This is a genomic window from Bilophila sp. 4_1_30 (assembly GCF_000224655.1).
In the GTDB taxonomy this organism is placed as follows: domain Bacteria; phylum Desulfobacterota; class Desulfovibrionia; order Desulfovibrionales; family Desulfovibrionaceae; genus Bilophila; species Bilophila wadsworthia.
On the sequence record NZ_JH114232.1, the window covers coordinates 136,952 to 158,139 of the forward strand.

At 63.9% G+C, this 21,188-nt stretch carries 20 protein-coding genes and 2 pseudogenes; 7 read left to right on the forward strand and 15 right to left on the reverse strand.

What is annotated here, in order from left to right; translation table 11 throughout:
• Positions 1-4: 4 nt before the first annotated feature.
• The 5 genes and pseudogenes from dsrB to tpx form a co-directional block, all read left to right on the forward strand.
• Positions 5-1,147: pseudogene (dsrB, locus tag HMPREF0178_RS07350) on the forward strand (dissimilatory-type sulfite reductase subunit beta); the annotation flags it as partial.
• 81 nt (positions 1,148-1,228) lie between these two features.
• Positions 1,229-1,456, forward strand: coding sequence for a dissimilatory sulfite reductase D family protein (locus HMPREF0178_RS22475; RefSeq protein ID WP_255344672.1), 228 nt, complete (start codon positions 1,229-1,231; stop codon positions 1,454-1,456).
• Between the two features lie 121 nt (positions 1,457-1,577).
• Positions 1,578-1,874 carry a hypothetical protein gene (locus HMPREF0178_RS07355; RefSeq protein WP_005027916.1) on the forward strand — a complete coding sequence of 99 codons (297 nt, stop codon included), beginning with the start codon at positions 1,578-1,580 and terminating at the stop codon, positions 1,872-1,874.
• A gap of 2 nt (positions 1,875-1,876) precedes the next feature.
• On the forward strand, positions 1,877-3,580 hold the full coding sequence (locus tag HMPREF0178_RS20425) for a cobyrinate a,c-diamide synthase (RefSeq protein WP_009368142.1): 1,704 nt from the start codon (positions 1,877-1,879) through the stop codon (positions 3,578-3,580).
• Between the two features lie 306 nt (positions 3,581-3,886).
• Positions 3,887-4,411, forward strand: a complete 525-nt coding sequence (gene tpx / locus HMPREF0178_RS07365) for a thiol peroxidase (protein WP_009368143.1) — start codon at positions 3,887-3,889, stop codon at positions 4,409-4,411.
• Between the two features lie 116 nt (positions 4,412-4,527).
• Here tpx and HMPREF0178_RS07370 read toward each other — a convergent pair whose 3' ends face one another.
• The 15 genes from HMPREF0178_RS07370 to HMPREF0178_RS07435 all read right to left on the reverse strand — a co-directional run bounded on the left by HMPREF0178_RS07370 (position 4,528) and on the right by HMPREF0178_RS07435 (position 18,814).
• Positions 4,528-4,812 carry a hypothetical protein gene (locus HMPREF0178_RS07370; protein WP_005027919.1) on the reverse strand — a complete coding sequence of 95 codons (285 nt, stop codon included), beginning with the start codon at positions 4,810-4,812 and terminating at the stop codon, positions 4,528-4,530.
• Between the two features lie 104 nt (positions 4,813-4,916).
• Complete coding sequence (locus tag HMPREF0178_RS07375) at positions 4,917-7,244, reverse strand: phage tail protein (protein WP_009368144.1); 2,328 nt, start codon at positions 7,242-7,244, stop codon at positions 4,917-4,919.
• Positions 7,235-7,750 carry a C40 family peptidase gene (locus HMPREF0178_RS07380; RefSeq protein ID WP_009368145.1) on the reverse strand — a complete coding sequence of 172 codons (516 nt, stop codon included), beginning with the start codon at positions 7,748-7,750 and terminating at the stop codon, positions 7,235-7,237. Before HMPREF0178_RS07380 ends, HMPREF0178_RS07375 begins: the two co-directional genes overlap by 10 nt.
• Positions 7,751-7,812: 62 nt before the next feature.
• The gene (locus HMPREF0178_RS07385) at positions 7,813-8,586 is read right to left on the reverse strand and encodes a phage BR0599 family protein (RefSeq protein WP_009368146.1); all 774 of its coding nucleotides are present in this window, start codon (positions 8,584-8,586) and stop codon (positions 7,813-7,815) included.
• Entirely contained in the window at positions 8,586-10,244 is a 1,659-nt protein-coding gene (locus tag HMPREF0178_RS07390; RefSeq protein ID WP_009368147.1) for a hypothetical protein, read from the reverse strand. Before HMPREF0178_RS07390 ends, HMPREF0178_RS07385 begins: the two co-directional genes overlap by 1 nt.
• On the reverse strand, positions 10,241-11,377 hold the full coding sequence (locus HMPREF0178_RS07395; protein ID WP_009368148.1) for a hypothetical protein: 1,137 nt from the start codon (positions 11,375-11,377) through the stop codon (positions 10,241-10,243). Before HMPREF0178_RS07395 ends, HMPREF0178_RS07390 begins: the two co-directional genes overlap by 4 nt.
• Positions 11,377-12,375, reverse strand: a complete 999-nt coding sequence (locus tag HMPREF0178_RS07400; protein WP_009368149.1) for a hypothetical protein — start codon at positions 12,373-12,375, stop codon at positions 11,377-11,379. Before HMPREF0178_RS07400 ends, HMPREF0178_RS07395 begins: the two co-directional genes overlap by 1 nt.
• 36 nt (positions 12,376-12,411) lie before the next feature.
• Entirely contained in the window at positions 12,412-13,605 is a 1,194-nt protein-coding gene (locus HMPREF0178_RS07405; protein WP_009368150.1) for a hypothetical protein, read from the reverse strand.
• Between the two features lie 9 nt (positions 13,606-13,614).
• Entirely contained in the window at positions 13,615-13,794 is a 180-nt protein-coding gene (locus tag HMPREF0178_RS21480; RefSeq protein ID WP_005027927.1) for a hypothetical protein, read from the reverse strand.
• Positions 13,791-14,144 (reverse strand): hypothetical protein, encoded by a 354-nt coding sequence (locus HMPREF0178_RS07410; protein ID WP_009368152.1) that lies wholly within the window; start codon positions 14,142-14,144, stop codon positions 13,791-13,793. Before HMPREF0178_RS07410 ends, HMPREF0178_RS21480 begins: the two co-directional genes overlap by 4 nt.
• A 211-nt stretch (positions 14,145-14,355) precedes the next feature.
• Positions 14,356-15,318 (reverse strand): hypothetical protein, encoded by a 963-nt coding sequence (locus HMPREF0178_RS07415; protein WP_009368153.1) that lies wholly within the window; start codon positions 15,316-15,318, stop codon positions 14,356-14,358.
• A 9-nt stretch (positions 15,319-15,327) separates the two neighbouring features.
• Positions 15,328-15,777, reverse strand: a complete 450-nt coding sequence (locus HMPREF0178_RS07420) for a phage protein Gp37 (RefSeq protein WP_232281232.1) — start codon at positions 15,775-15,777, stop codon at positions 15,328-15,330.
• Entirely contained in the window at positions 15,774-16,196 is a 423-nt protein-coding gene (locus tag HMPREF0178_RS07425; RefSeq protein ID WP_009368155.1) for a gp436 family protein, read from the reverse strand. The genes HMPREF0178_RS07420 and HMPREF0178_RS07425 overlap by 4 nt, the downstream gene beginning before the upstream one ends.
• Before the next feature lie 142 nt (positions 16,197-16,338).
• On the reverse strand, positions 16,339-17,283 hold the full coding sequence (locus HMPREF0178_RS07430) for a Mu-like prophage major head subunit gpT family protein (RefSeq protein ID WP_009368156.1): 945 nt from the start codon (positions 17,281-17,283) through the stop codon (positions 16,339-16,341).
• A gap of 409 nt (positions 17,284-17,692) precedes the next feature.
• A complete protein-coding gene (locus tag HMPREF0178_RS07435) occupies positions 17,693-18,814 on the reverse strand; it encodes a phage protease (protein ID WP_009368158.1) in 1,122 nt (373 codons plus the stop codon).
• A gap of 308 nt (positions 18,815-19,122) precedes the next feature.
• Between HMPREF0178_RS07435 and HMPREF0178_RS23025 the strand changes: the two are divergent.
• Positions 19,123-19,266: pseudogene (locus HMPREF0178_RS23025) on the forward strand (hypothetical protein); the annotation flags it as partial.
• Positions 19,243-21,165: a formate dehydrogenase subunit alpha gene (gene fdhF / locus HMPREF0178_RS23030; protein ID WP_369737247.1), complete on the forward strand. Its 1,923-nt coding sequence runs from the start codon at positions 19,243-19,245 to the stop codon at positions 21,163-21,165. The pseudogene HMPREF0178_RS23025 and the gene fdhF, both read left to right, overlap by 24 nt.
• Positions 21,166-21,188 lie beyond the last annotated feature (23 nt).

Consider the following 21,188-nt stretch of genomic DNA (forward strand, 5'->3'; position numbering starts at 1 on the left):
TACCATGGCGTTTGTTTCTTCCGGCTACAATCCTGAAAAGCCGATGGAAGGCCGTATCTCCGATATTGGCCCCCGCAAATACGACTCGTTCTTCCCTGAAGTCATCAAGAAGAACTTCGGCAAATGGCTGTACCACGAAATCCTGGAACCCGGCGTGCTCGTGCACGTCGCCGAATCCGGCGATAAGGTGTACACCGTGCGCTGTGGCGGCACCCGTACGATGTCCGTTACCAACATCCGCGAAATCTGCGAAATCGCCGACAAGTACTGCGATGGACACGTTCGCTGGACGACCCGTAACAACATCGAATTCATGGTGACCGACGAAGCCACCCTGAAGGCCCTGAAGGAAGACCTGGCGGGCCGCAAGTTCGCCGCCGGCTCCTACAAGTTCCCCATCGGCGGCACCGGCGCCGGCGTTTCCAACATCGTGCACACCCAGGGCTGGGTGCACTGCCACACCCCCGCCACCGACGCCTCCGGCCCGGTTAAGGCTGTGATGGACACCATGTTCGACGAGTTCAAGAACATGCGTCTGCCCGCCCCCGTGCGCATTTCGCTGGCTTGCTGCATCAACATGTGCGGCGCCGTGCACTGCTCCGACATCGGTATCGTGGGTATCCACCGCAAGCCTCCGATGATCGACGACCAGTGGGTTGACCAGCTCTGCGAAATCCCTCTGGCTGTCGCCGCCTGCCCCACCGCCGCCGTGCGCCCGGTCAAGAGCGAACACGACGGCAAGAAGGTGAACTCCGTGGCCATCAAGCAGGACCGCTGCATGTACTGCGGTAACTGCTACACCATGTGCCCCGCCCTGCCCATCTCCGACGGCGAAGGCGACGGCATCGCCCTGATGGTCGGCGGCAAGGTTTCCAACCGTATCTCCATGCCCAAGTTCTCCAAAGTGGTCGTGGCGTACATTCCCAACGAACCGCCCCGCTGGAACACCCTCACCAGCACGATTAAGCACATCGTGGAAGTGTACTCCGAAAACGCCAACAAGTACGAACGACTGGGCGACTGGGCCGAACGCATCGGCTGGGAATCCTTCTTCGAACTGACCGGCCTTGAGTTCACCCACCACCTGATCGACGACTTCCGCGATCCGGCTTACTACACCTGGCGCCAGAGCACCCAGTTCAAGTTCTCTGAACTGGCCCTCGCCGCCCACGGTGGCGAAGCCCACGAAGCTGCTTCCGCCGCTGAAGTCACCGCCGAAGACAAGGAAATTGTCATCAACTTCCTCAAGGACAAGATGTCCCGTCCCGGCGCGAAGACCAAGTACTACTTCAAGGACTTCCTTGAACTCTTCCCCGCCAAGGGCACCCGCGACGTCAAGAACGTCCTGTCCGTGCTCGTCTCCGAAGAGTCTCTGGAATACTGGTCTTCCGGCTCCACGACCATGTACGGTCTGAAGGGCGCCGGCAAGCAGGCCTCTTCCGAAGGCGAAAACTAGTCTAACGGCTGCGGGGGAGCTTTCCCCCGCGCCTTTCCCTCCCGTCCCCGCTTTGTCGGGGATGGGAGGGAATATTGAGGGAAGGAAGCGATTCCTTCCCTTTTCTTTTCCGGGAGACGGCATGGCCCAAAACATTCGACTCAGGCACGCGCAGTCCGGCGTCATCACAACCGGATTCTACGGATTCAGCTGGACGACGTTGTTCTTCAGCGGTTTTCCCGCCATATTCCGCGGCGATCTCATCACCGGGGTTATTGTCCTGATCCTCAGCGCGTCATCCTTCTGGCTCGTGGCCATCATCTGGGCGTTCCTCTACAACCGCGTGTACACGACACGGCTGCTTGAACGCGGCTACGTCTTTGACGACGATCCGGAGAAAGTCCGGGAAGCCAAGCGCGCCCTGCGCATTCAGGAATAAACATGGATGCCGCTTTCCCCTCCATCACCGCGCCCCGCCTTGTCGTCTCCGGCCTTTCCGGAGGCGGCGGGAAAACGCTCCTCTCGCTCGGCCTCGCCCGGGCCCTGACGCTCCGCGGCCTCCGCGTCAAACCCTGCAAAAAAGGCCCGGACTACATCGACGCCGCATGGCTCGGCCTCGCTTCGGGACGCACGCCGACCAACCTTGATCCCTTTTTTTTGACGGATGCCCGGTTGCGCGCGCTTTTCTGCACCTCATTCGGCAATGCCGACCTTGCCATTATTGAAGGCAACCGGGGCCTGTACGACGGGCGCGACGTGCAGGGGAGCTGCTCCACCGCGACACTCGCCCGCGCTCTTGGCGCGCCCGTCCTGCTCACCCTCACGGTCACCAAGATGACCCGCACCGCCGCCGCGGTCATTGCCGGGCTGGCCCACTTCGAACCCGTCAATCTCGCGGGCGTTGTTCTCAACCGCGTGGCTTCCTCGCGGCACGCCGCCCTCATCCGGCAAAGCATCGAAACATACACCGGTATCCCCGTCCTCGGGGAAATCCCCCGGCTTGCCGAAAATCCCATTCCCGAGCGGCACATGGGGCTCGTTTCCATGCACGACGAAACTCCGGACGCTCTGGGCCGGGCCTCCCTGCTCGCCGCCCTCGACTCCCTTGCCGGGCTTATTGAACGCCACATGGACGTTGACGCGGCCCTGCGCCTCGCCCGCTCCGCTCCGGAGCTGCGGGACGTCGAACCGTTCTGGGAAGGTGGAGAGGATGCCGCTTTCCGGGAAACGCCCCCCCTTCGGGAAGGCTCCGGCAACATTCCTCAGAGTGCCGATGCGACGGCTGAGGATACCGATCTCGGGAAAACGTTCATCGCCCCCGGCAATACTACGCAGCCCCGTAATGAGCGGGTATCCGCCGAAAGCGCGTCTTCCGGCATGGAGTCCTCTCGCCCGCCGGAACCAGCCAGCACAAGGAAACCGTCCGCCTCAGCGTTGATCCACTCCGGCCTTCCGTCCGTAACGCCTGTGACCATCGGCTTCGTACGGGACGCGGCCCTGTGGTTCTATTATGAGGAAAATTTCGAAGCCCTGCGCCGGGCCGGAGCCGAACTGGTCGAATTGAGCCTGCTCTCGCCCGAACCGTGGCCCGGCGATCGCCTTGACGGGCTCTATCTCGGCGGCGGATTCCCCGAAATGGTTCCTGAACGCCTCGCGGATTCCCCCCATCTGGCGGAAATCCGGGAATACTCCATGCGCGGTATGCCTATTTATGCCGAGTGTGGGGGATTCATGGTTCTGTGCCAGGAATTGCAGGTCAACGGGAAAGAGTATCCCATGACCGGGATTTTCCCCGCACGGGCGGAATTCTGCCCGCGCCCGCAGGGCCTCGGCTATGTGGAGGCCACCGTGGAAGCCGAAAACCCGTTCCACCCGGTAGGCGCTCTCCTGCGCGGGCACGAGTTCCACTATTCCCGCTGTGTGGCGCTCGGAGAACTGGAGCCGACCCTGCGCCTCTCGCCCGGCGTGGGCATGTCCGGACCGGGACATCGCGCCAAAGGGCTTGCGGCGGAAGGCCCGGACAACCTCAAGAGCCGCGACGGGCTCCTCGTCCGCAACACCTTCGCGGCGTACACGCACCTCTTTGCGCCAGCCGTCCCGCACTGGGCCGCCCGCTTTGCCGCCGCCTGCCGGGAAAAGGCCTGATCCCCAGAGAGGGTGGCGTTTCCTCAAAGAGTCGCACGCCTCCCTCTCTCCGAACCTTCCTTCCCACGCGCTTCATCTTATCCGCCACCTTGCGTTTCGATCTTCGTTTTGACGCTGCCACTCTCGTTGATAAAACACCCGCCATCGTTGCGCCGCCCCAAAAAAAGAAAGGGAGCATGATATGTTCCGTGATTTTTTCGCAATCAGGAATCATTTCTATTTACATCCTATCGTGTTTGCGGTAACGTTTTTCCCACATCACAGAACAATACTACGCTCCCGCTTTTTGGGGGATGGAGGCTTATCATGATTGAGGAACGCACCGGCGTCATCACTTTCCAGGGCAATCCCCTGACCCTCCTCGGCAAAGGCGTTTCCGTGGGCGAAACGGCCCCGGAATTCTGCGTGCTCGCCAATGATCTCACGCCGCGCACGCTGGCCGACTACAAGGGCAAAGTGCTGGTCATCAGCGTGGTTCCTTCCCTCGACACGCCCGTCTGCGACATGCAGACCCGCCGTTTCAACACCGAAGCCGCCAAGCTTTCCGACAATGTCCGCATCCTGACCATCAGCTGCGACCTCCCCTTCGCCCAGACCCGCTGGTGCGGAGCCGCCGGAGTGGACGCCGTCGAAACCCTCTCCGACCACCGCGACCTTTCCTTTGGTACGGCCTATGGCGTCGCCATCAAGGAACTCCGCCTCCTCAGCCGCGCCGTGTTCGTCATCTGCGCCAACGGCGTCATCGCCTACGAACAGATCGTCAAGGAAGTCACCCACGACGTCGATTTCGAAGCCGCTCTCGGGGCCGTGAAAGCCTGCCTTGAAAAATAGTTCCGCCAAGGCGTGAACTGCCAAGCCTCCCCGCCGGACCTCTCTTTCCTTCCTTCCGAGACCTTCCGGCTCATACGGCAAAGGCCGCTCCTGATCTCTCAGGAGCGGCCTTTATTCTAGGCGGAAGGCGGCTCTTCCGCCGCTGCCTCCAGCGCCGCCACGCGGGACTTGAGGGCCTCCAGTTCCGTTTGCAGGGCCTGAACCGCATTGGACGGCTCCCAGTTGCCGTTGACGGCGTTCCACACGGGGACGGCCCCCGCCGTGCGGCTCCGGCTGTCCATCAGCGGAAGCAGCTTTCCGAGCCATGTGTTGAGACGCTGCATGTTCGCCGTCACGATGGCGTTCCAGCCTTGCTGCCCATAGGTGATCGTTTCAAGCCCGGTCGGGGTCAAACTCGCCATTACGTCTTCTCCTTGCTTGTTTTGTCGGGCCGCTCCTCCCGATGGCCCGGAACTCCGGCCATGGGAAATATGCCATTGCGTTCTTATCCGTTGGAATGCCCGGTTCAGGCCACGTATTCCCCGTCCTGCGATTCCACGGTGACGTATGCCGCCGGGGAAACATACCCGAGCTGCCGCGCCGTCACGGACAGCGCGAAGCGTCCCGAGCGCGTAAGGGTGATGGACGTGCCGTTGACCACATGCTCCGTACCCGCCGCCGTGAGGACGAAATCCCCGGAGAATCCGGCGGGCACCGGCTCATTCTCGTTCTCGGTGCGCGTCCCGGCCCCGCCGAAAGCGACGTCCACCGGGCTCCAGCTTACGGCGACGGAATCCCCCGTGCGTACCGCCCGCAGCCCGGCGACGGGCCACGGGACCATCGCCTTTCCGGTCACGGCGAGAGACAGGCGATCCACCCGATCCGCTCCGAGCACCTCATCTCCCGAGACGGGCCGCAGTTTGATGTTGTGCGTGCCTATGGGCAGTCCCTGCACCGTGTTTCCCTCACCCGGATTCCGGAATACCCATATCGCCGCTCCCGACGCGTGCGCCTGGACGGGCGTATTCATGTACCCCCGCACCACGCCGGAGAGCCGCGTCGTCTCGGAGCCCTCAAGCACGACCGTCTGGAAAAGCATCAATTCGTCTCCGACGAGCGCCATGCGCCGCGCCCCGAACAGATCCGTCCGGCTGACCGGGCCGAAGGACGGATCTTCCTTATAGGGCCGGTACAGCAGCCCCTGCGTGTCGTCCACGGCAAGCGTACTCGCCGGATACGCCTCGGCGAGGGTCCCGTATTGCGCCCACGGAGCCGAAAGCAGCCCAACGGGGCTGTAGTCGGCATTCGTGGCGGAACGCTCCACCAGCACCCCTTCCTCGGAAAGCAGCTCCCGCGCCGCCAGCACGAGGACCACGGGCTCGGAGCCGGTTTCCGGGTTTCGCGGCAGTTCGAAAAGCCGCGCGTGCCGCAAGGGAACCGGCGAGAGGTCCGGAGCCGACCACGGCGGGATGCCGGTGACCGGCGGGTACACGACGGTCGGAGGAGCCATCGGATCGGGCAGGGGTTCCCCCGGAGGAACGAACGTCCCGGACAGCCGTTCCACAACCTGCTTGGCCTGAATCGAAATGCGGTTCTCGGACAGGTTCCCGCGTACGACTTCCAGCACGCGCACCCGTACCCCGGAAAGGCCGAAACGCGAGTGCGTGATCTCGAGGATCTGCCCCTGCTCGATATGGGCATAGTCACGCGACACGTCAAACGAGAACGAAGCCGCCGGGTAGGATTCCACATCCCGCAGTTCCTCGATGCGCCGCTGCGCCGCGCTGCGGTCGGTGAAGGCTGTCAGATCCACGCTCTTTTTGCGCCGCAGCCCGAGGAGCTGGATGGAGGCCGCGTTGTTGGCGGTCACGGCACGCTCGGAATAGTCCTGCGCCGCGTCGGTGAACTTGCCGGAAAGATCGTTCCACGTCGTATCCCACGCCGCCCGTTTGAAGGAAAAGGAACCCTCCAGAAAGTCGCCTTCCCCGAGCGTCGCCGAAGGCGCCACATCCGGATCCGGAGCCCGCAGGGACAGCGTCCCGTCAGCCCGCTCGATGAGCCAGCCGCCCACCGCCCCGAGTACCTGCATAATGTGATCGCGTACGGGTTTCTGACGCGAGAACACGATGTTCAGGCCATAGCCCTTCTGTGCCCAGAACGACGCGGCGGCGGAAAAGCTCGGCTTGTCGATGGAAGACCACGAAGCCCCGGCATCAAGGAGCAGCTGAAGGATGATCGCCGCCGGATTCACGCCGTTGGACAGGATGGCGTGTTCCAGCGGGATATCCCCGCAGAACCGCACCACGTAATGCAGCGTCGGCATCATGGATACGTTGAAGCCCAGATAAAACTGCCGGAGCCAGATATGGGACACTCCCGGGAGGCGGCTGGCGTACGGCCCGGCCTGCGCGGGATAAAACGCGCCCGTGCCGTTGTTCCAGACCTGCTCGGCACACGAGATGGCCCCGCCCTGCTCCGTAAGCAGCCGGTCGTCCTGATACACGCCGACAAGTTCCAGCGGCCCCATGCCGATGCCCTGCCACACGTCCATGCGGTAGTGGTAGCCTTGCAGCACCTTCTGCTTTTTCTTTTTGCCGCCCTTGCCGCCCACGGTCGTTTCCTCATACTCCGGCTCGCTGGAAAGGTTGCCGTAGTACAGCAGGTTTCCCGGCAGCCTGACGGTGCCGAACACGCGGGGGATGACCGTACCTTCCTCAGCCGTGGTCAGACGGAAGGCGTCGAGATTGGCCGGGGCCATGTCCGCCCCCTTCGTGGAGCGCGGCCCCTTGGCGAACAGCGTCGTCGCCACGGTCGCCCCGATGGTCACGGCGGCGATGATAAGCCCTACGCCCATGCGGCCACCTCCGTTTCGGCAATGACGATGCGGAAGTGCCGGGTCATGCGCCGCAGCCACCAGTTCCCGAGCGGCGTAAACGATACGCCCCGGTCGTTGATGGCGTGCAGCATCTGAAACCCGCCGTCGGCGCAGGGCCAGACCAGACCGCAATGGTTGGTCACGCGGCGCTCCGTGGTGGAAAACGCCAGCCAGTCGCCCCGCAGGAGCGGCGCACCCACAGGAAGGGAAGCCATCTCCAACCCCGGACGCAAGTAGTCGCGCATATGCCGGTGGCTGGCCTCCAGCACGTATTCTTCCCGCGTATGCTCGTGCCAGTCACGGGGATAGTAGTCGTACTCCAGACGGGTCAGCAGCCCGGCATCCAGCAGCGCCTGCCCGACGAACAGCGTGCAGTCCGCACCGCGCCCCTTGCACCGCTGCAAATGCCTGTAGGGGGTCCCGAGCCATGACTCTGCCTCCGCGCGGAAGGCTTCCCACGCGGCCTCGTTGTCGAAATAGTGCATAACGGTCCTTCCTTTGGAAACGGAAAAGAGGCGCCTTCCTTTGCAGGGCCCCCTTCGGCTTCCTATTTGAATCCCCAGACGGCGGGGTTCCGGCTCGGGATGGAGGCGCAGCCGCCGAAACGGGCGGAATTGCCGAAACGGTCCCGGCAAGTGGCGGGCGAGCCGTCGCATCCGGGGTATGCCGTGACGGTCCCTCCGTTGCCCACCCGGGAATCGAAGGGCAGCTGAAGCGTGATCGTGTCGCCGCCATGCGCGACGATGAACCGGAAATCCCCTCCCGCCGCCGCATACCCGCGCGTGAAATACCCATCGGGGTACGTGGCGAAGGACGGCGACGTCAGCAGATACCCGTCCACGGACACGGACGCCGTCACGCCCCACGACTGCGCCGCCAGCCCGCACCCGGAATCGAACAGCACGAACTGGCACTGCCCCGAGTAGATCATGCGGGGCAGCATGGCATCGAGGATGCAGCTTGACGAAAGGCAGTTGACCGAAACCTGCGTGGCGTCCGCCCCCGGGATCACTTCCAGCACCACGCCGCCGAAAACCTGCACCGTGTCCCCGCTCTCGGGCTCGTGCTCATAAATGTTCACCCGCGTCGGCAGAATGGGCAGTGAAGCCAGATACCGGGTGAGCAGCGTGTCCATGCACGCCGTCAGCGTCACCGTGGCGGCTTTGCCGTCCACGCTGCCCCGTAGTTCGCCGCGTTCGATGGCGGCGGGCGTCCATTCCGCACCGCGCCACAGGACGGGCTCCCGCGAGGTCGTGAGCATATGTATGGTATCGGCTATGATTTCATAGAGTTCCACAATCTGGGGCAATACGGTGCGCATCAGCTTTCCTCCGGTATGGTGCAAAACGACAACTCACACCGGGAAACCCCGGCGGATTCGTGCCGGATGGCCACGCAGTCCGTGTCCAAACGGGCGAAGTAGTCCCGGCCCACCCGAGAGGCCGGGGGCACGGTCACGCCGAGTTCGGAACTGAGATGCAGCGCCAGTTCCCCCACATTCGCGGTTTCCACGGCCACGAGACGGCGGAGCAGGACATCACCGCCCGGCAAGGCGATCCATAGCCGCTGGTTGGGGATGAAACCGTCCTTCGCTCCGTTGTCCCGCACGTACAGGATCGCCTTGTCCGCCGTGGACCCGCGGGTCAGGGTGAAGTATTGACGCGGATCGCGCACCAATAGCGCTTTCCAACGCCCCCGCAGGGCTGTGGCCCGATCCAGCAGGTCGGCGAGTTCCGGCTCCCGCAACAGGTACTTCTGGCGGTGCGTCGACGGGGCCACATCCCTCCGGACGCCCAGCTCCATCACGCCGCCGCGCACGGTACGCAGCGTACGCAGCAGGGACGATGTGCCGCCGACGCCGTCGCCCGACCAGTCGGGACGGTGCGGCCAGAGGTATGTGCCTGTCCCGGAAGGAGCGTTGGGCAACGCCCCCAGCGCAGGCTGCGAGCCCGCCAGTTCGCGGAATTCAACCGACCACGTTTCCATCCCGTCGGAAACCACGGCTGGCTCCGCGCTCGTCAGGATGCCCGTAAACAGCGGGACCAGCCGCGTGGCGCCCCCCGCGAACGCATCGGAAACCGGCGCGGTCACGGAAAGCGTCCGGCCCGCAGTATCCCTTGAAAGCAGGGAGCAAGCCATGAATGTACCGCTCCGGCGCTCATGCAGCATGATCAAATCGCACAGCCGCGTCAGATTCCAGCAGTCGCTGAAATCCCTCCCAAGCATGAGCACCTGTCGGGTGGCATCGATGTCCGTCACGTCCAGCGCCTCCTGCCACAAAGGGACGCCGAACACGCGATCTTTCCCGTGCTGGACAAGATGGTGGAGCCGCTGCCCGTTCACGCCGTCGCCCCAGATCGTGGCCCGGAGCGTCCGCAGGGGACGCTTCGCCAACGGGCGGCGTTGCTCGTCGCCGTTCTCGCCCCGCGTCAGCACGGTGTCGAACGCGTAATCGATCTCCAACCCATCCGACCAATCGGGCCAGAACGGAAACAGAAGCACGCGCGACGCCGTGATCGTCAGGCTCCGCTCCCCGATGCCGGTAACGAACGTATACGTCGTATCCTGCTGCGCCGGGCCGGAAGACAACACGGTGAGAAGGCCCTTGAGCGCGCCGGTAGGCGGCAGCACCCCCGGACGGAACCCCGAAAGCGTCGTGCCCGCGGACGATGCGCTGTTGACGCCGACGAGCTGCACGGGGGCGAACGTCGCGTTCCAGAGCACCACGTCGAGCGCCTCCATCCCCGAGAGCAGCCCCAGATGGACTTCCGAGGGATACAGATGGATCTGCCCGTAAATGAGGTCCGCAACGCTCTCGGCCATGCTGTACCCCGAGGGCCGGGGGAGCGGTGTGGCCTCGTGCCGCACTTCGTCCCCCCGGTGCGGGGCGTCGCCGATCCACGCGCCCGGCGTGCCGGGGACGCTGTACGAGCACTCCGGGACGCCGCCCGCGCGCGGCCACAGCACCTCGAAAATCATGCTTCCACCTCAACGGCGAGGCCGATCGCATCCGAGTCCGAGATGTCGGGCAGGACCATGAACAGCCGGCTCCCGATGCTGATGCGATCCTTGGGCTTGAGCCCGTGCAGGTTGACCGCCCAATACGGGAGCTCGCCCGCGAGGCGCACGTCCGCGCCGTTGCAGACATACAGCAGCGGTTTGATCAGCATGTGCCGGAGCGTCCCGCTGTTCTGGAGGAGCGCCGCGTTGTACTGGGGGACCGATGCGCAGACCCCGCCCTTATGCGTATAGTTTATGGTTTTCCCGCCCACGTTGACGGTCCCTGTCAGGCAGTAGTCTGTGTTCACCTGCCCGATGACATTGCGCACGGTGACGCTGGTGCGGACCACGCTGGACGCAAGCGGGCTCGTCCTGTAGCCGTAGGTCCCCTCGGGCGGGAATTTCTCGACATTGTCCCCCTTCCAGAGCAGCCCCACGTTGCCGTAGTTGTTGTTGCAAAAATAATACTCGTTGTTGACGTCCCGCTGGGCCACGTACAGCGCGGAAAGCATGAGCCCCATCGCGCTGTTCGCGCTCCACGCCGACCACAGCACCATGTTGAGTTCCGTCTCGGCATCGAAGCCGTCCGCCGCTCCGAACATCAGAGGCACCCAGCCCGAATACGGCGTATTGGCCCCGTCGGAAAACGTGTAGACCACCCGCATTGCCGTCATGACGAACGTCGGGCAGACCAGCACGATCTGTTCGGCGACCGGCGGCAGGATCCACCAGCCCGTGGACGTGATGCTGTATTTCCCCGGAGTCCTGAGCCAGATGGGTTTCCCGGTCGTCCGCGAGCAGTAGCCGTGCGCCAGCCTTTCGGTGAACCGGCCCGGCTGCGCGTCCCATGCCGCGGAAGCGTCGAACCCCGTATTGCCGTGCACGGCCAGCAGAAAGCGCTCCGCGTTGTCGTGCGCCTGCAAGAGCCGCAGCGAAAAAAAGAGCCGCCGGTTCCCGCCGCCCGCACTGTGCAGGTACAGTTCGCCGTCGGCGTCCACGGCGTTTTTGTCCACCGTCCATCCCCCGGCCTGGGCGGCACTGGCGATGTTGGCGAGCACGCCTTTCTCCGTCCCTACGTTCGTGTAGCTGAAAACCTTGCAGGGCTGCGCCATCATTCATCTCCTATGGCCATAAAGCTATGCCACTCCACCCGGTTGACGTCGGGGAAGAGGGTGTAGCCGTCCACATCGCTTTCAATGCCGGCCAGCGAGTCGGGAGCCCAGCGCACCCCGTACATCTCGCCTATGGCCGACGCCCCGGTGTAGTCGCCCGTATTCTCAAGCTGGATGACGTACATGGGCAGGAGCAGGCGCGGCGTCCCTTCCGGGAACACGATCCCCGTCCCCTGCGTGTCTATCTTCATGTCCGTCTCATAGCCGCTCGACGAGCTCAGCAGGCTGGTCGTGGGGCAAATGGCGAAGTGCGAGGTCCATACGCCGTCCGGCCTGCAAATCTGATGACAGGCGTGATAATAGGAAAAGGTCGTTGCCAAGGGGAAAGAGCCCCGCCGTACGAATGCCAGATTCCGCCTGTGCAGATCCGCGTCGCGCGAGCCCGTGCTCGTGATGGCGTCGTGCCATGTCGTGTATTGCCACAGGTTCGTGTAGCCGTCCGTCAGGCAGGCCAAAGGCCAAGGGTTCTCGCTCGGCAGCGAAAAACGCCGGAGCTGCCCTAAATAGGCGTTGGCGTATACCCCGTTGCACTCGGCCACGATCACGACGCGCGCCTTGTTGCTCCAGATCCAGACGTTCATGGCGGCATTCCAGCAAGGCAGGAAGGCATGGGTCCCGTTCTGCCCCGTCCCGTTGCCGTAGGCCGTATCCAGAAACCCCGTTCCGCCCGGCGCGCTGTCAAAGGCCTTGTAGACCTTGCAGACAAGCCCGCCCTTCACGCTGTCGGTATACGTGGCGGCGCAAAGCCCCACGTACACCTCTTCCGAACCGGACAGCCCGGTATTGCGGAAGACCGTCGCCGGGCCCCACGTCAGCGAATCCTGACGCGCCACCGTCCAGTCGCGGCCCGACGTGCCCGGATCGCCCGTGATGAAGCTCGTCACTTTGGCCAAAAGGTCGGCATGGTTGGCCGCCGTTATCTTGCCGCTGAATGCCATTGCTTTCCTCCTCAGGCACACGGCCCGCACAGGGCGTCAGGACGCAATCCCTTCCTCGCCCAAAATATTGATGAGCACGCGCCGCCCCCGCGTCGAAGCCAGCGCCCGATCAAATTCACGTTGAAAATCCATAACGTTGATCACGGTCAGCCCCTCATTGCCGGGCGCCTTGCCGCCGCCCTCCGTCAGGGAACCGTTTCCGATCTCGCCGCCGAGGGCATAGGCCGTGCGCTTGCCTCCCGATGCCGGGAGACGCGGCGACGCGAACGGCTCCAGCAGTTCGCGGGGAACGCTCCGACGCCGCAGCGCCTCCAAAGCCGATACCCCGTAATGGCGCACCGTGGGCCTATCGAGCATGTATTCGCCGGGCGTGGCGCGGATCAGCACGTTGTCCGCCCGATCGCCTTTATCCTGCCCGCCGATGAGCCCGCCGAACGCGAACCCTTTCAGCGGCGTGCTCTTGATGGCAGCCACACGGGCCATGCCCGCAGCGACGGCGGTAGCGGCCATGATCGCGCCCACTACCGGGCCGCCCCACTCCATGCCCTGCGCGTACGCGGCCTGAGCGGCCTTGTAGGTGCTGATGGTGGCCTCGGCGATGGCCAGTGCCTGATACAGCTGGTACACGCCCTTGCTCTGGGCAAGGCCGGACTCGTAGACCTGCTTCATGGCATCCGCCATGCCGCCAGCCAGCGACAACGCCCCTTCAAGCCGCTGGGCGTCGATCGCCTTCTCGCGATCCGCCTGCTCGGCCTTGATGGACACTTCCCGATCCGCCTGTGCCTGCCGCTCCTCAGCCCAGTTCTGCCCATGCGCCACAAAAGCTTCCAGCTCGGCCTGATACGCGTCCTTCCGGGCTTCCAGCTCCTGCGCCATCCGCTCGGCCTGTTCCGAAGCGTTTTCCCGCTCGATGTCAGCGGTTTCTCCCGCCTGACGCCGCCGCTCGGCATAGTAGTCCGCCATCGTCTTGCCACTGTCCCGGAATGCCGCATCCAGCTCCTGAAGCGCCCCCCTGGACAGCCCTTCCAGCTGATCGGCGGCCCCTTCCGCCAGCTTCCCCAGATCCAGCCCGGAAACGGCCTGCCCCGACGCCTTGTTCAGCGCGGAGACATCAGCCCGGAGCGAGCCCACCAGTTCCCGCACATTCGAGAGAGCCCGGCCCATATCCTTCAACCCCGCGGAAACCGAATCCCTGAGGCTGAGTTCCAGCGTATAGCCGCCATGTCCCATGTCCCGCTCCTATGCTTCCAGAAAGGCTTTGAACTGCCGCCCGTCCGTATGCAGCGCCACGCGCAGGGCAAGGGCGGCGTCCTTCATGCGTTCGTCCCGGCGCTGCGCCTCAGCCTCAAGCGCCTCGACGAACGCGCTCCACCCATACTCGAATACGTCCCTGTGCCCGGCCCCCGCCAGCCGCATCACCGCGCGGAGGAGTTCCCGCTCAGAGCCGCCTCCATCAGATCGCTGCGCAACTGAGCCCGGAACGCCTCCAGCACCCTGCCGAAGCCCAACGCTCCGGCTATCCTGAAAAAAGCCGCGTTGACCTCCTTGACCTGCTCCCACAGCAGCTCAAGCTCGCCGGGCGTCATGTCCATGAGGTCATTGGTGGTGAGGTTGGACATCCTCGGCAGCAGCCGCTCCAAATCGTGGACCAGCGGGCCCTTGCCGAACTGCTCGCACATATCCAGCACTTCGCGCACCGTCAGTTCCTGAAGGCGCACGCTCAGGGTGCCCTTGTCGTTTTCCATCGTGAATTCAGCTGATTTTCGCATTGGGTATCCTTATGGGAAAAGAATGATGCGGGGGAGGGAAACCTTTCTGAAGAAAGGTTCTCCCTCCCCCGCGCCCCCTCCCTTCCCAAGACTTTCGGTTGGTGGGGAGGCGGCGCGGGGTGAGTTCCTGTCGCTTGGAAATGAAGCGGAAAAAGAAGGGAACGCCGTTCTTCAGGAAAGGTTTCCCCCAGTTCCGCACTGTGTTTTGTGGTTATCCGAGATAGCGCACCCGGAAGAACGGGCTTTCGGGATGGTTCAGATCATCGGCGAGCACTTCGCCGGTCATGGGGATGGAGGCCAGTTCCTCACTGATGAGGCCGACCTCGCCGCCGAGCGAAAGGGTCACCTTCCAGCACTGCACGACAAGCCCCGGCCCCTGATCGGGCTGGCCTACGAACAGCAGTTCGCCGGTGACGTCACTGGCGGTCAGCGCATCAACAAGCTGTTCGTCGGAAGACTCGCAATCGGCGGTCAGGAACACCGTGTCGGCGGAGCAGGATTCGCGGACGCGCAGCAACCCGGTGCGGGCGTTGAGATCGTAGTCGACGCCCTGACGGTAGCGGACGGTCGGCGCGCTGGCCTTGTCCGTGAGCACCACATCGGCGACGCGGGCGATGCCCTGCAACGTGGCTTTGATTGCAGAGGCGGCGATCTCCTCGCCGGGCACAAAAGTCCCCCGCACGTTTACGCACTCCAAAACCCCGTCCGTCACATAGGCGACGGTCGCCGTGGCGCTGGACGTCGAACCCACCACGGAGGAGCCGGGCGCGAACGTCCCCCCGGTCACCGTGCCGTGCTCCAGACGCGTGAAGCCGAGCTTCTCCTTGCCGACGAACGTATACAGGCCCTTGTTGGCACTGACGGACTGGCCGGACACCGTCGCGGCGGCCTGCATCTGCTTCGCCACCGCCGCGCCCTTGAAGGCCCGGAGGATGTTTCCGGTGGTGAATTCCTCCAGCGTGAAGGCCACGGTCGCCCCCTTCTGGGTGACCAGCTGGAGATCCTTGGTCTTCGTGCCGCTCATCGAGCTGAAATGCTCCAGCTTTTCTTCGGTCAGGCTGATGGTGAAGGCCGGGGCGTTGCCGAGATGATCATATCCCTCGCTCCCCGCGGCGCGGAAAAACAGCTCGCCCTTGCCGTAAAGGTAATTCCTTGTCTGCGGACTTGCAGTCATATCCAATCCTTACAGTGCAATATTGTGTACGGTCGAAACGGTCATGCGGTAGACGCTGGCCCCATCCAGAACGAACCCTTGGACAGCGGACGGCAGGCACGGCCCCATACCCGGAAGAGGCGGCACGCCGAGGAGCCGTTCCCGCGCCGCGGCAAGCAGCGCATAGGTTCCGGGGTGCCCCGGCTCCGGCTTTTGACCGTTTGCTGCCGAACGGTAACTTTTATCCATGACGTAGACCTCGAACTCCATGCGCTCCTCAAGGCGGCGGCCCGAAGGCGTGAACACAGGAGAACCCGCGTACAGAACCAGTACCGCCGGAAACCCGCGCCGCAGCCGGGCCCATGTACCCTTGTCCGGCTGCCCCTGAAACGCCGCTACGGTCTTCGCGCCCGGCGTTTCCCTGAGCGGCTGGAGCCGTTCGAGGATCGCATCCTCAACCTCCATCGGCGTGCGGCTCACGGCGTCACCCCATCCCACGGGCGGGTACCCGGTTCGAGCAACACGGCCCCCGGCGTTTCCGTTCCCGCAGGCGGCAGGCCGGGAATGCCCGCCTTGCCGTCCGCAACGTCGCGCAACCAGTTGAGCGCCTTGGTATAGCGCTCGCGGATGGGATCGGTGTCGCGGATGTCGCCCCCGGTGAGCCGGTACCGGGCGATGTCCCCAGTGATCGACACCACCACGGGCGGAATAGGAGCTGAGTCCGAAAGCGGCGTCGCATAGCGATCCGCGAGATAGCTGTCCACTTCCGAGGATGCCCGCTCCAGCGCGTCGGAAATGACCGTTTCGTCGAGTTCGCCCGTGCCCTGCCTGTCCGAAAGCGTGCGGATTTCGTCCGCCCCGAACAGGCTCACAAGCTGATCAAGCGTGGCGTATGCCATACAGAAATGCCTCCGGCGGCAATCCGCCCATTCTTTTTCGGCTGAGGCGGACTCCCCCGCCTCTCCTCCTGCTGACGCCGTTCGGGGGAGTCCAGAGAAGAACGCTTTCACAAAAAAGCCCTTCCCGCTCTTCCAAATTCCACTAAATCAGCCAGTGGCTGACCAGCAGCGTCGCGGCGCGGTACCAGATGTTGCTGCCGCCGTCGGGGTCCTGTTCGGCGGAAACGACGCGGCGGGCGGCGGACTGGAGGGACGGGGGAACGACCAGCATCGTCCCGGCCTCGCCCCCGAAACCGAGGCCAAGGGGACGCCCGCCGTCGGCACGGAAGCTCTGCATGGCTTCAAGGGCGGCGGCGAAATTGGCGGCGTTCAGCTCCTGCGTGCTGCACACGCCCTGCTGCCAGAAGCCGTACCCGCCGTTGCAGCGATAACGGATGCCGTAGGGAATCTTGTCCTTCATGAAGACATAGTCGTTGTCCGGATTGGTGATGACCTGCAATTCCGGGGCGGTGCGCTCCTGAAAGATGAACGGGCGCAGCGGGCGGGAGACATCCAGCACGAACCACGGCGTCCCGTCGGTGACCGTTCCGTCCACGGCGGCGGGGCGCAGCCAGTTGGAGACGGTTTCAGCGTCGCCGGAGCCGTCCGCGTTCGGGTACACGGGATGATCCACGGCAAAGAACGCCTTGCCGTCATAGCATGTGCCGGACATGCCGTTCTTGAGGAGGCCGAACACGATCTCGTCGGGATGCGTCCCGGCGGCATAGCCCATTTCGCGGAACAGCGGGGCATACACGCCGATGTCGTCGTCCTCCACGGCCGTGCGGGGGATATCCACGGTGGCCTCATAGAGATTGTTCATCACCGAATAGCCGTGCTCCTTGATGTTCTTGAAGGAGCGGTCGCCGGACCATTCGCGGAGTTTGGGAAACTGGCCGATCCAGCCATAGGTGTTGCTCGCCGAGCTGCTCGGCACACGGGTGGACAGCCTGTCCCACTGGGACGGCGCAGACGAAAGCGCATCCTGAAACTCACGCTGGAAGCCCACACGCAGGGCCGACACAAGGGAACTCGTCACTACTGCCATTGATATATCCTCATGATAAAGAATGGTTCTGAGGAGGGGAAAAGGGCCTCTTCCGAAGGAAAACACCGTTTCCTCTCCCCCTGATTCCCTCCCCGCATCCCCCAAAAAAGCGTTTGCCGATGGTAAGATGACGCGGAGGGAATCCCTGCCTTTTCACTTTTTTCCAAACCGGGGGACGGACGCGAAAGAAACGGCTTTCCAAGCCGCCCGTACCGACGCCGACCCTTACGAAAGTCTTGGGAGGCGGAGGGGTGGGGTCTGGGGAGGGGAGGGCGACCGGATGGCGGCCCCGCAGGGGCCTGTGACCGTTGACGAGTCTTCGAGTCTTACGGGCATCGATAGCAGAGCTGGAAGCCTTTCTCCAGAAAGGTTCCTCCTTCCCTCCCCAGTCTTCCCTCCCCATCTCCCCCTACCCGCGCACAGCGAGATACTCGGCCTCGCTCAGACCGAGCTGGGCACAGACGAAGCGCTCCTCATCGGAGAGCGGGGACGCGGCGGGAGCCGACAGCACGGGACGGCTGCCCGCGCTCTGGAATGACGAGAGCGCGGCAATGGGCGCAACGGCGGCGAGATAGGTTTCCAGCGCGTCCGGATTCTGACGTCCCAGCGCGGTGGCCCAGCCGACAAGCCCACGGCTCAAGCGCCCGTCGGCCACGGCGGCTTCGACGCTCCGGACCACGCGATCGCCATGCGTGACGCTGAGCGCCACTGAAAGCTGATCGCGCAGGGCTGTGTTGGCGCGTACCAGCGAGGTCAGGGCCGCCTGAGGATGGCAAGCCTGCAAAAAGTCGAACAGCGTGGGCCGGGCGTTGCCGGGCAGCGGATCTGCCTGATGGGGAAAAGGCGGCTGTCCGGGCAAAGCGGACGGATCGGACGCGGCGGGATTCGCGGGCGTGAGCAGGGATTCGAGCTTGTCCAGTTCCGCCTGCAAGGTTTCCTCGGCCGCGTCTTCAGGCAGGCCGAGCAGCTGTTTCAGCCGATTGAGCGCATTCATGGCTGTCTCCGGTTGAGGGTTGTCGGATGGGGGGAAATCCTCGGTCGCGGCGACGGCGCCAAGCCCGTCAAGCGCGGGAACATTGGTCAGGGCCGCGCCTTTCAGTTCCAGTACGTCGCCGTTTTGGGGGTTGAAGGAGAACACCGGGGAAATGAAACGGTATTCGTCCTGTTCGATGAAAGCCTTGGCGCCTTCCGTCCACAGGATCGACGCGAACAGCCCCTGCCCCGGCTCGTACCGGAGCGATTCGATCCAGCCTGCGGCAGGAGCGGGCTGTCCGTTGTGGCGGGCATTGAGGCTCTGGTGCTCATAGTCGATGACCAGAGGCGTCTCGCGCCGCCGCCATTGGTCGAGCACACGTTCCGCGCCCGAAGAGGAGAGGTTCCATGCGTTGAGGTTTCCTCCCGTGAGCGTGCCGGGCCTGCCGTCGCGCGCAGCGAACGCACCGTCGGGCAGAAGCCGGATCTCCGGGAAAGGCCGGCGGAGCGAATCCGCCACCGCGGACAACAAAAGGGGATATAGGGGTGATTGCTTCATGAGCTGCACCCTACGCGGCATTGCGCCGCAAGAAAGATTGAACGATGTCAGCGGGTGGAAGAAGCAAAGAGCGGAAGTGATCAGGCATGGAACTGCCTGAACCTAAAGGGGAAAACGGAAAAAGGGCGACGAGGGGGCGCCCTGCGGCATACCGTAGAAAGAAGAGGCGACAATTTGGTGAAAAACAAAGCTTCTGCGATAAAAACAATCGAAATCGTAAAAAATTTTCCGCACAAACTCCGAAAAGGCTTGTAAGCGAAACCCACCGGATCTATGATTGGTCAACTGAACAATTTTTGGGGTGGAGCATGAAAAAAGTCCTGACGACCTGCGGCTATTGCGGATGCGGGTGCAACCTGTATCTGACCGTGGAGGGCGGGCGCATCACCGGCGTCCTGCCCAAGCCGGATCATCCCGTCAGCCAGGGCATGTTGTGCTCCAAGGGGTGGCAGGGGCACGGCTTCGCGCGCCATCCCGACCGTCTGGATCAGCCCCTGCTCCGTCAGGAAGACGGCACGCTGAAAGGCGTTTCGTGGAGCGAAGCCTACCGCGCCATTGCGGAACACCTGCGCGCGGTGATCCGCACGCACGGCCCGGACAAGTTCGCCATGCTCGCCTCGGCGCGCTGCACCAACGAAGAGAACTACCTCGCCGCCAAACTGACCCGCGCCGTGATCGGTTCACCGAACATCGATCACTGCGCGCGCCTCTGACACAGCCCCACCGTAGCCGGTCTGGCTACAGCATTCGGGTCCGGGGCGGCCACCAACGGCCTTGAGGAAATCCGCTTCGCCGACACCATCCTCGTGATCGGTTCCAACACGTCGGCGCAGCACCCGCTGGCCTACGCCCGCATCACGGCGGCCAAGAAACGCGGGGCAAAGCTCATTACCGTGGACCCTCGGCGTACGCCCGTGGCAACGCTGTCGGACATCCACCTCGCCATCCGTCCGGGCAGCAACCTCGCGCTCGTCAACGCGCTGATGCACGCCATCCTGTTTGAAGAGAAAGCGCAGGACGAGGCCTTCATCAACGAGCGCACGGAGCATTTCGACGCCCTACGCGCCTCGCTGGAGGGCTGCACCCCGGAATGGGCCGCGCCGCTCACCGGCCTCCGGCCCGAAGCCATCCGGGAAACGGCCCGGCTGTACGCCAAGGGGCCCAATTCCATCATCCTCTACTGCATGGGCGTCACCCAGCAGGTAACGGGAACCCGAACCTGCGGCGCGCTGGCGAACCTCGTTATGCTCTGCGGCATGATCGGGCGGCCTTCCACCGGGCTCATCCCCTTGCGCGGGCAGAACAACGTGCAGGGCTCCTGCGATATGGGAGCGCTCCCCGAAACCCTGCCCGGCTACGTCAAGGCGGATTCCGAGCTGGGGCACCAGCGTTTCGCCCGGCTCTGGGGCCCGTTCGCCGATGAGCAGGGCAAGAAGCTTACCGAAATCATGGATGGGATGCGCGACGGAAGCATCCGGGCGGCCTACATTATGGGCGAGAACCCCATGCAGTCCGATCCTGACGCGGCGAAAGTCGAAGCGGGGCTGCGGAACCTCGATTTCCTCATTGTGCAGGACATTTTCATGACGCCTACGGCACAGCTTGCCGACGTGATCCTGCCCGCGACCAGCTATCTCGAAAAGCAGGGGACGTTCACCAACACCGAACGCCGGGTACAGCTCATCAACGAAGTCCTGTCCCCTCTGCCCGGCACGCGGGCCGACTGGCGCATCCTGTGCGACGTGATCAACGCGCTCGGCGGGCGGGCGGACTACGATTCGCCCCGCGAGATCTTCAATGAGATCCGTCAGGTGGTCCCGAGTTACGCGGGCATGGACTATACCCGCCTTGCCGAGGAACAGGGGCTGTGCTGGCCCTGCCCGACCCCTGATCATCCGGGCACGCCCTATCTGCATGCCGCGTCCTTCATGCGGGGGCGCGGGCTGTTCACGGTCAACGACGTGCCCGACGATCTCGGCTGCGCCACGGATGAAACCTATCCGTTCACGCTGCTCACCGGGCGCGTCTCGCACCACTACCACACCGGCACGATGACCCGGCGCTCGTGGGCGCTGGATCGCGAGTATCCGGAGGCCTTTCTCGACATGCACCCGGACGATGCGGCGGCCTTGCGGCTCAAGGACAACTGGAAAGTGCGCGTGACGTCGCGGCAGGGTTCCATCGTGGCCCGCCTGCGGACGACAATGGATCTCCAGCCCGGAACCGTTTTTCTCCCCTTCCATTTCGCGGAGAGCCCCGCCAACGCGCTCACGAGCCACGAGCATCTCGACCCCACGGTCAAGATCCCCGCGCTGAAGCTCACGCCCGTGCGTGTGGAGGAGGCGAAGTAGGGGAAAGGATAAGGGAATATCGG

Coding starts and splice junctions, on each gene's coding strand:
- HMPREF0178_RS20425 (WP_009368142.1), top strand. CDS start 1,877: ATGGATGCCGCTTTCCCCTCCATCACCGCGCCCCGCCTTGTCGTCTCC.
- HMPREF0178_RS07380 (WP_009368145.1), bottom strand. CDS start 7,750: ATGCACTATTTCGACAACGAGGCCGCGTGGGAAGCCTTCCGCGCGGAG.
- HMPREF0178_RS07395 (WP_009368148.1), bottom strand. CDS start 11,377: ATGGCGCAGCCCTGCAAGGTTTTCAGCTACACGAACGTAGGGACGGAG.
- HMPREF0178_RS07415 (WP_009368153.1), bottom strand. CDS start 15,318: ATGACTGCAAGTCCGCAGACAAGGAATTACCTTTACGGCAAGGGCGAG.
- HMPREF0178_RS07375 (WP_009368144.1), bottom strand. CDS start 7,244: ATGGGCGTAGGGCTTATCATCGCCGCCGTGACCATCGGGGCGACCGTG.
- HMPREF0178_RS07385 (WP_009368146.1), bottom strand. CDS start 8,586: ATGCGCACCGTATTGCCCCAGATTGTGGAACTCTATGAAATCATAGCC.
- HMPREF0178_RS07425 (WP_009368155.1), bottom strand. CDS start 16,196: ATGGCATACGCCACGCTTGATCAGCTTGTGAGCCTGTTCGGGGCGGAC.
- HMPREF0178_RS07400 (WP_009368149.1), bottom strand. CDS start 12,375: ATGGCATTCAGCGGCAAGATAACGGCGGCCAACCATGCCGACCTTTTG.
- HMPREF0178_RS07405 (WP_009368150.1), bottom strand. CDS start 13,605: ATGGGACATGGCGGCTATACGCTGGAACTCAGCCTCAGGGATTCGGTT.
- tpx (WP_009368143.1), top strand. CDS start 3,887: ATGATTGAGGAACGCACCGGCGTCATCACTTTCCAGGGCAATCCCCTG.
- HMPREF0178_RS07355 (WP_005027916.1), top strand. CDS start 1,578: ATGGCCCAAAACATTCGACTCAGGCACGCGCAGTCCGGCGTCATCACA.
- HMPREF0178_RS07435 (WP_009368158.1), bottom strand. CDS start 18,814: ATGAAGCAATCACCCCTATATCCCCTTTTGTTGTCCGCGGTGGCGGAT.
- HMPREF0178_RS07430 (WP_009368156.1), bottom strand. CDS start 17,283: ATGGCAGTAGTGACGAGTTCCCTTGTGTCGGCCCTGCGTGTGGGCTTC.
- HMPREF0178_RS07390 (WP_009368147.1), bottom strand. CDS start 10,244: ATGATTTTCGAGGTGCTGTGGCCGCGCGCGGGCGGCGTCCCGGAGTGC.
- HMPREF0178_RS07410 (WP_009368152.1), bottom strand. CDS start 14,144: ATGCGAAAATCAGCTGAATTCACGATGGAAAACGACAAGGGCACCCTG.
- HMPREF0178_RS07370 (WP_005027919.1), bottom strand. CDS start 4,812: ATGGCGAGTTTGACCCCGACCGGGCTTGAAACGATCACCTATGGGCAG.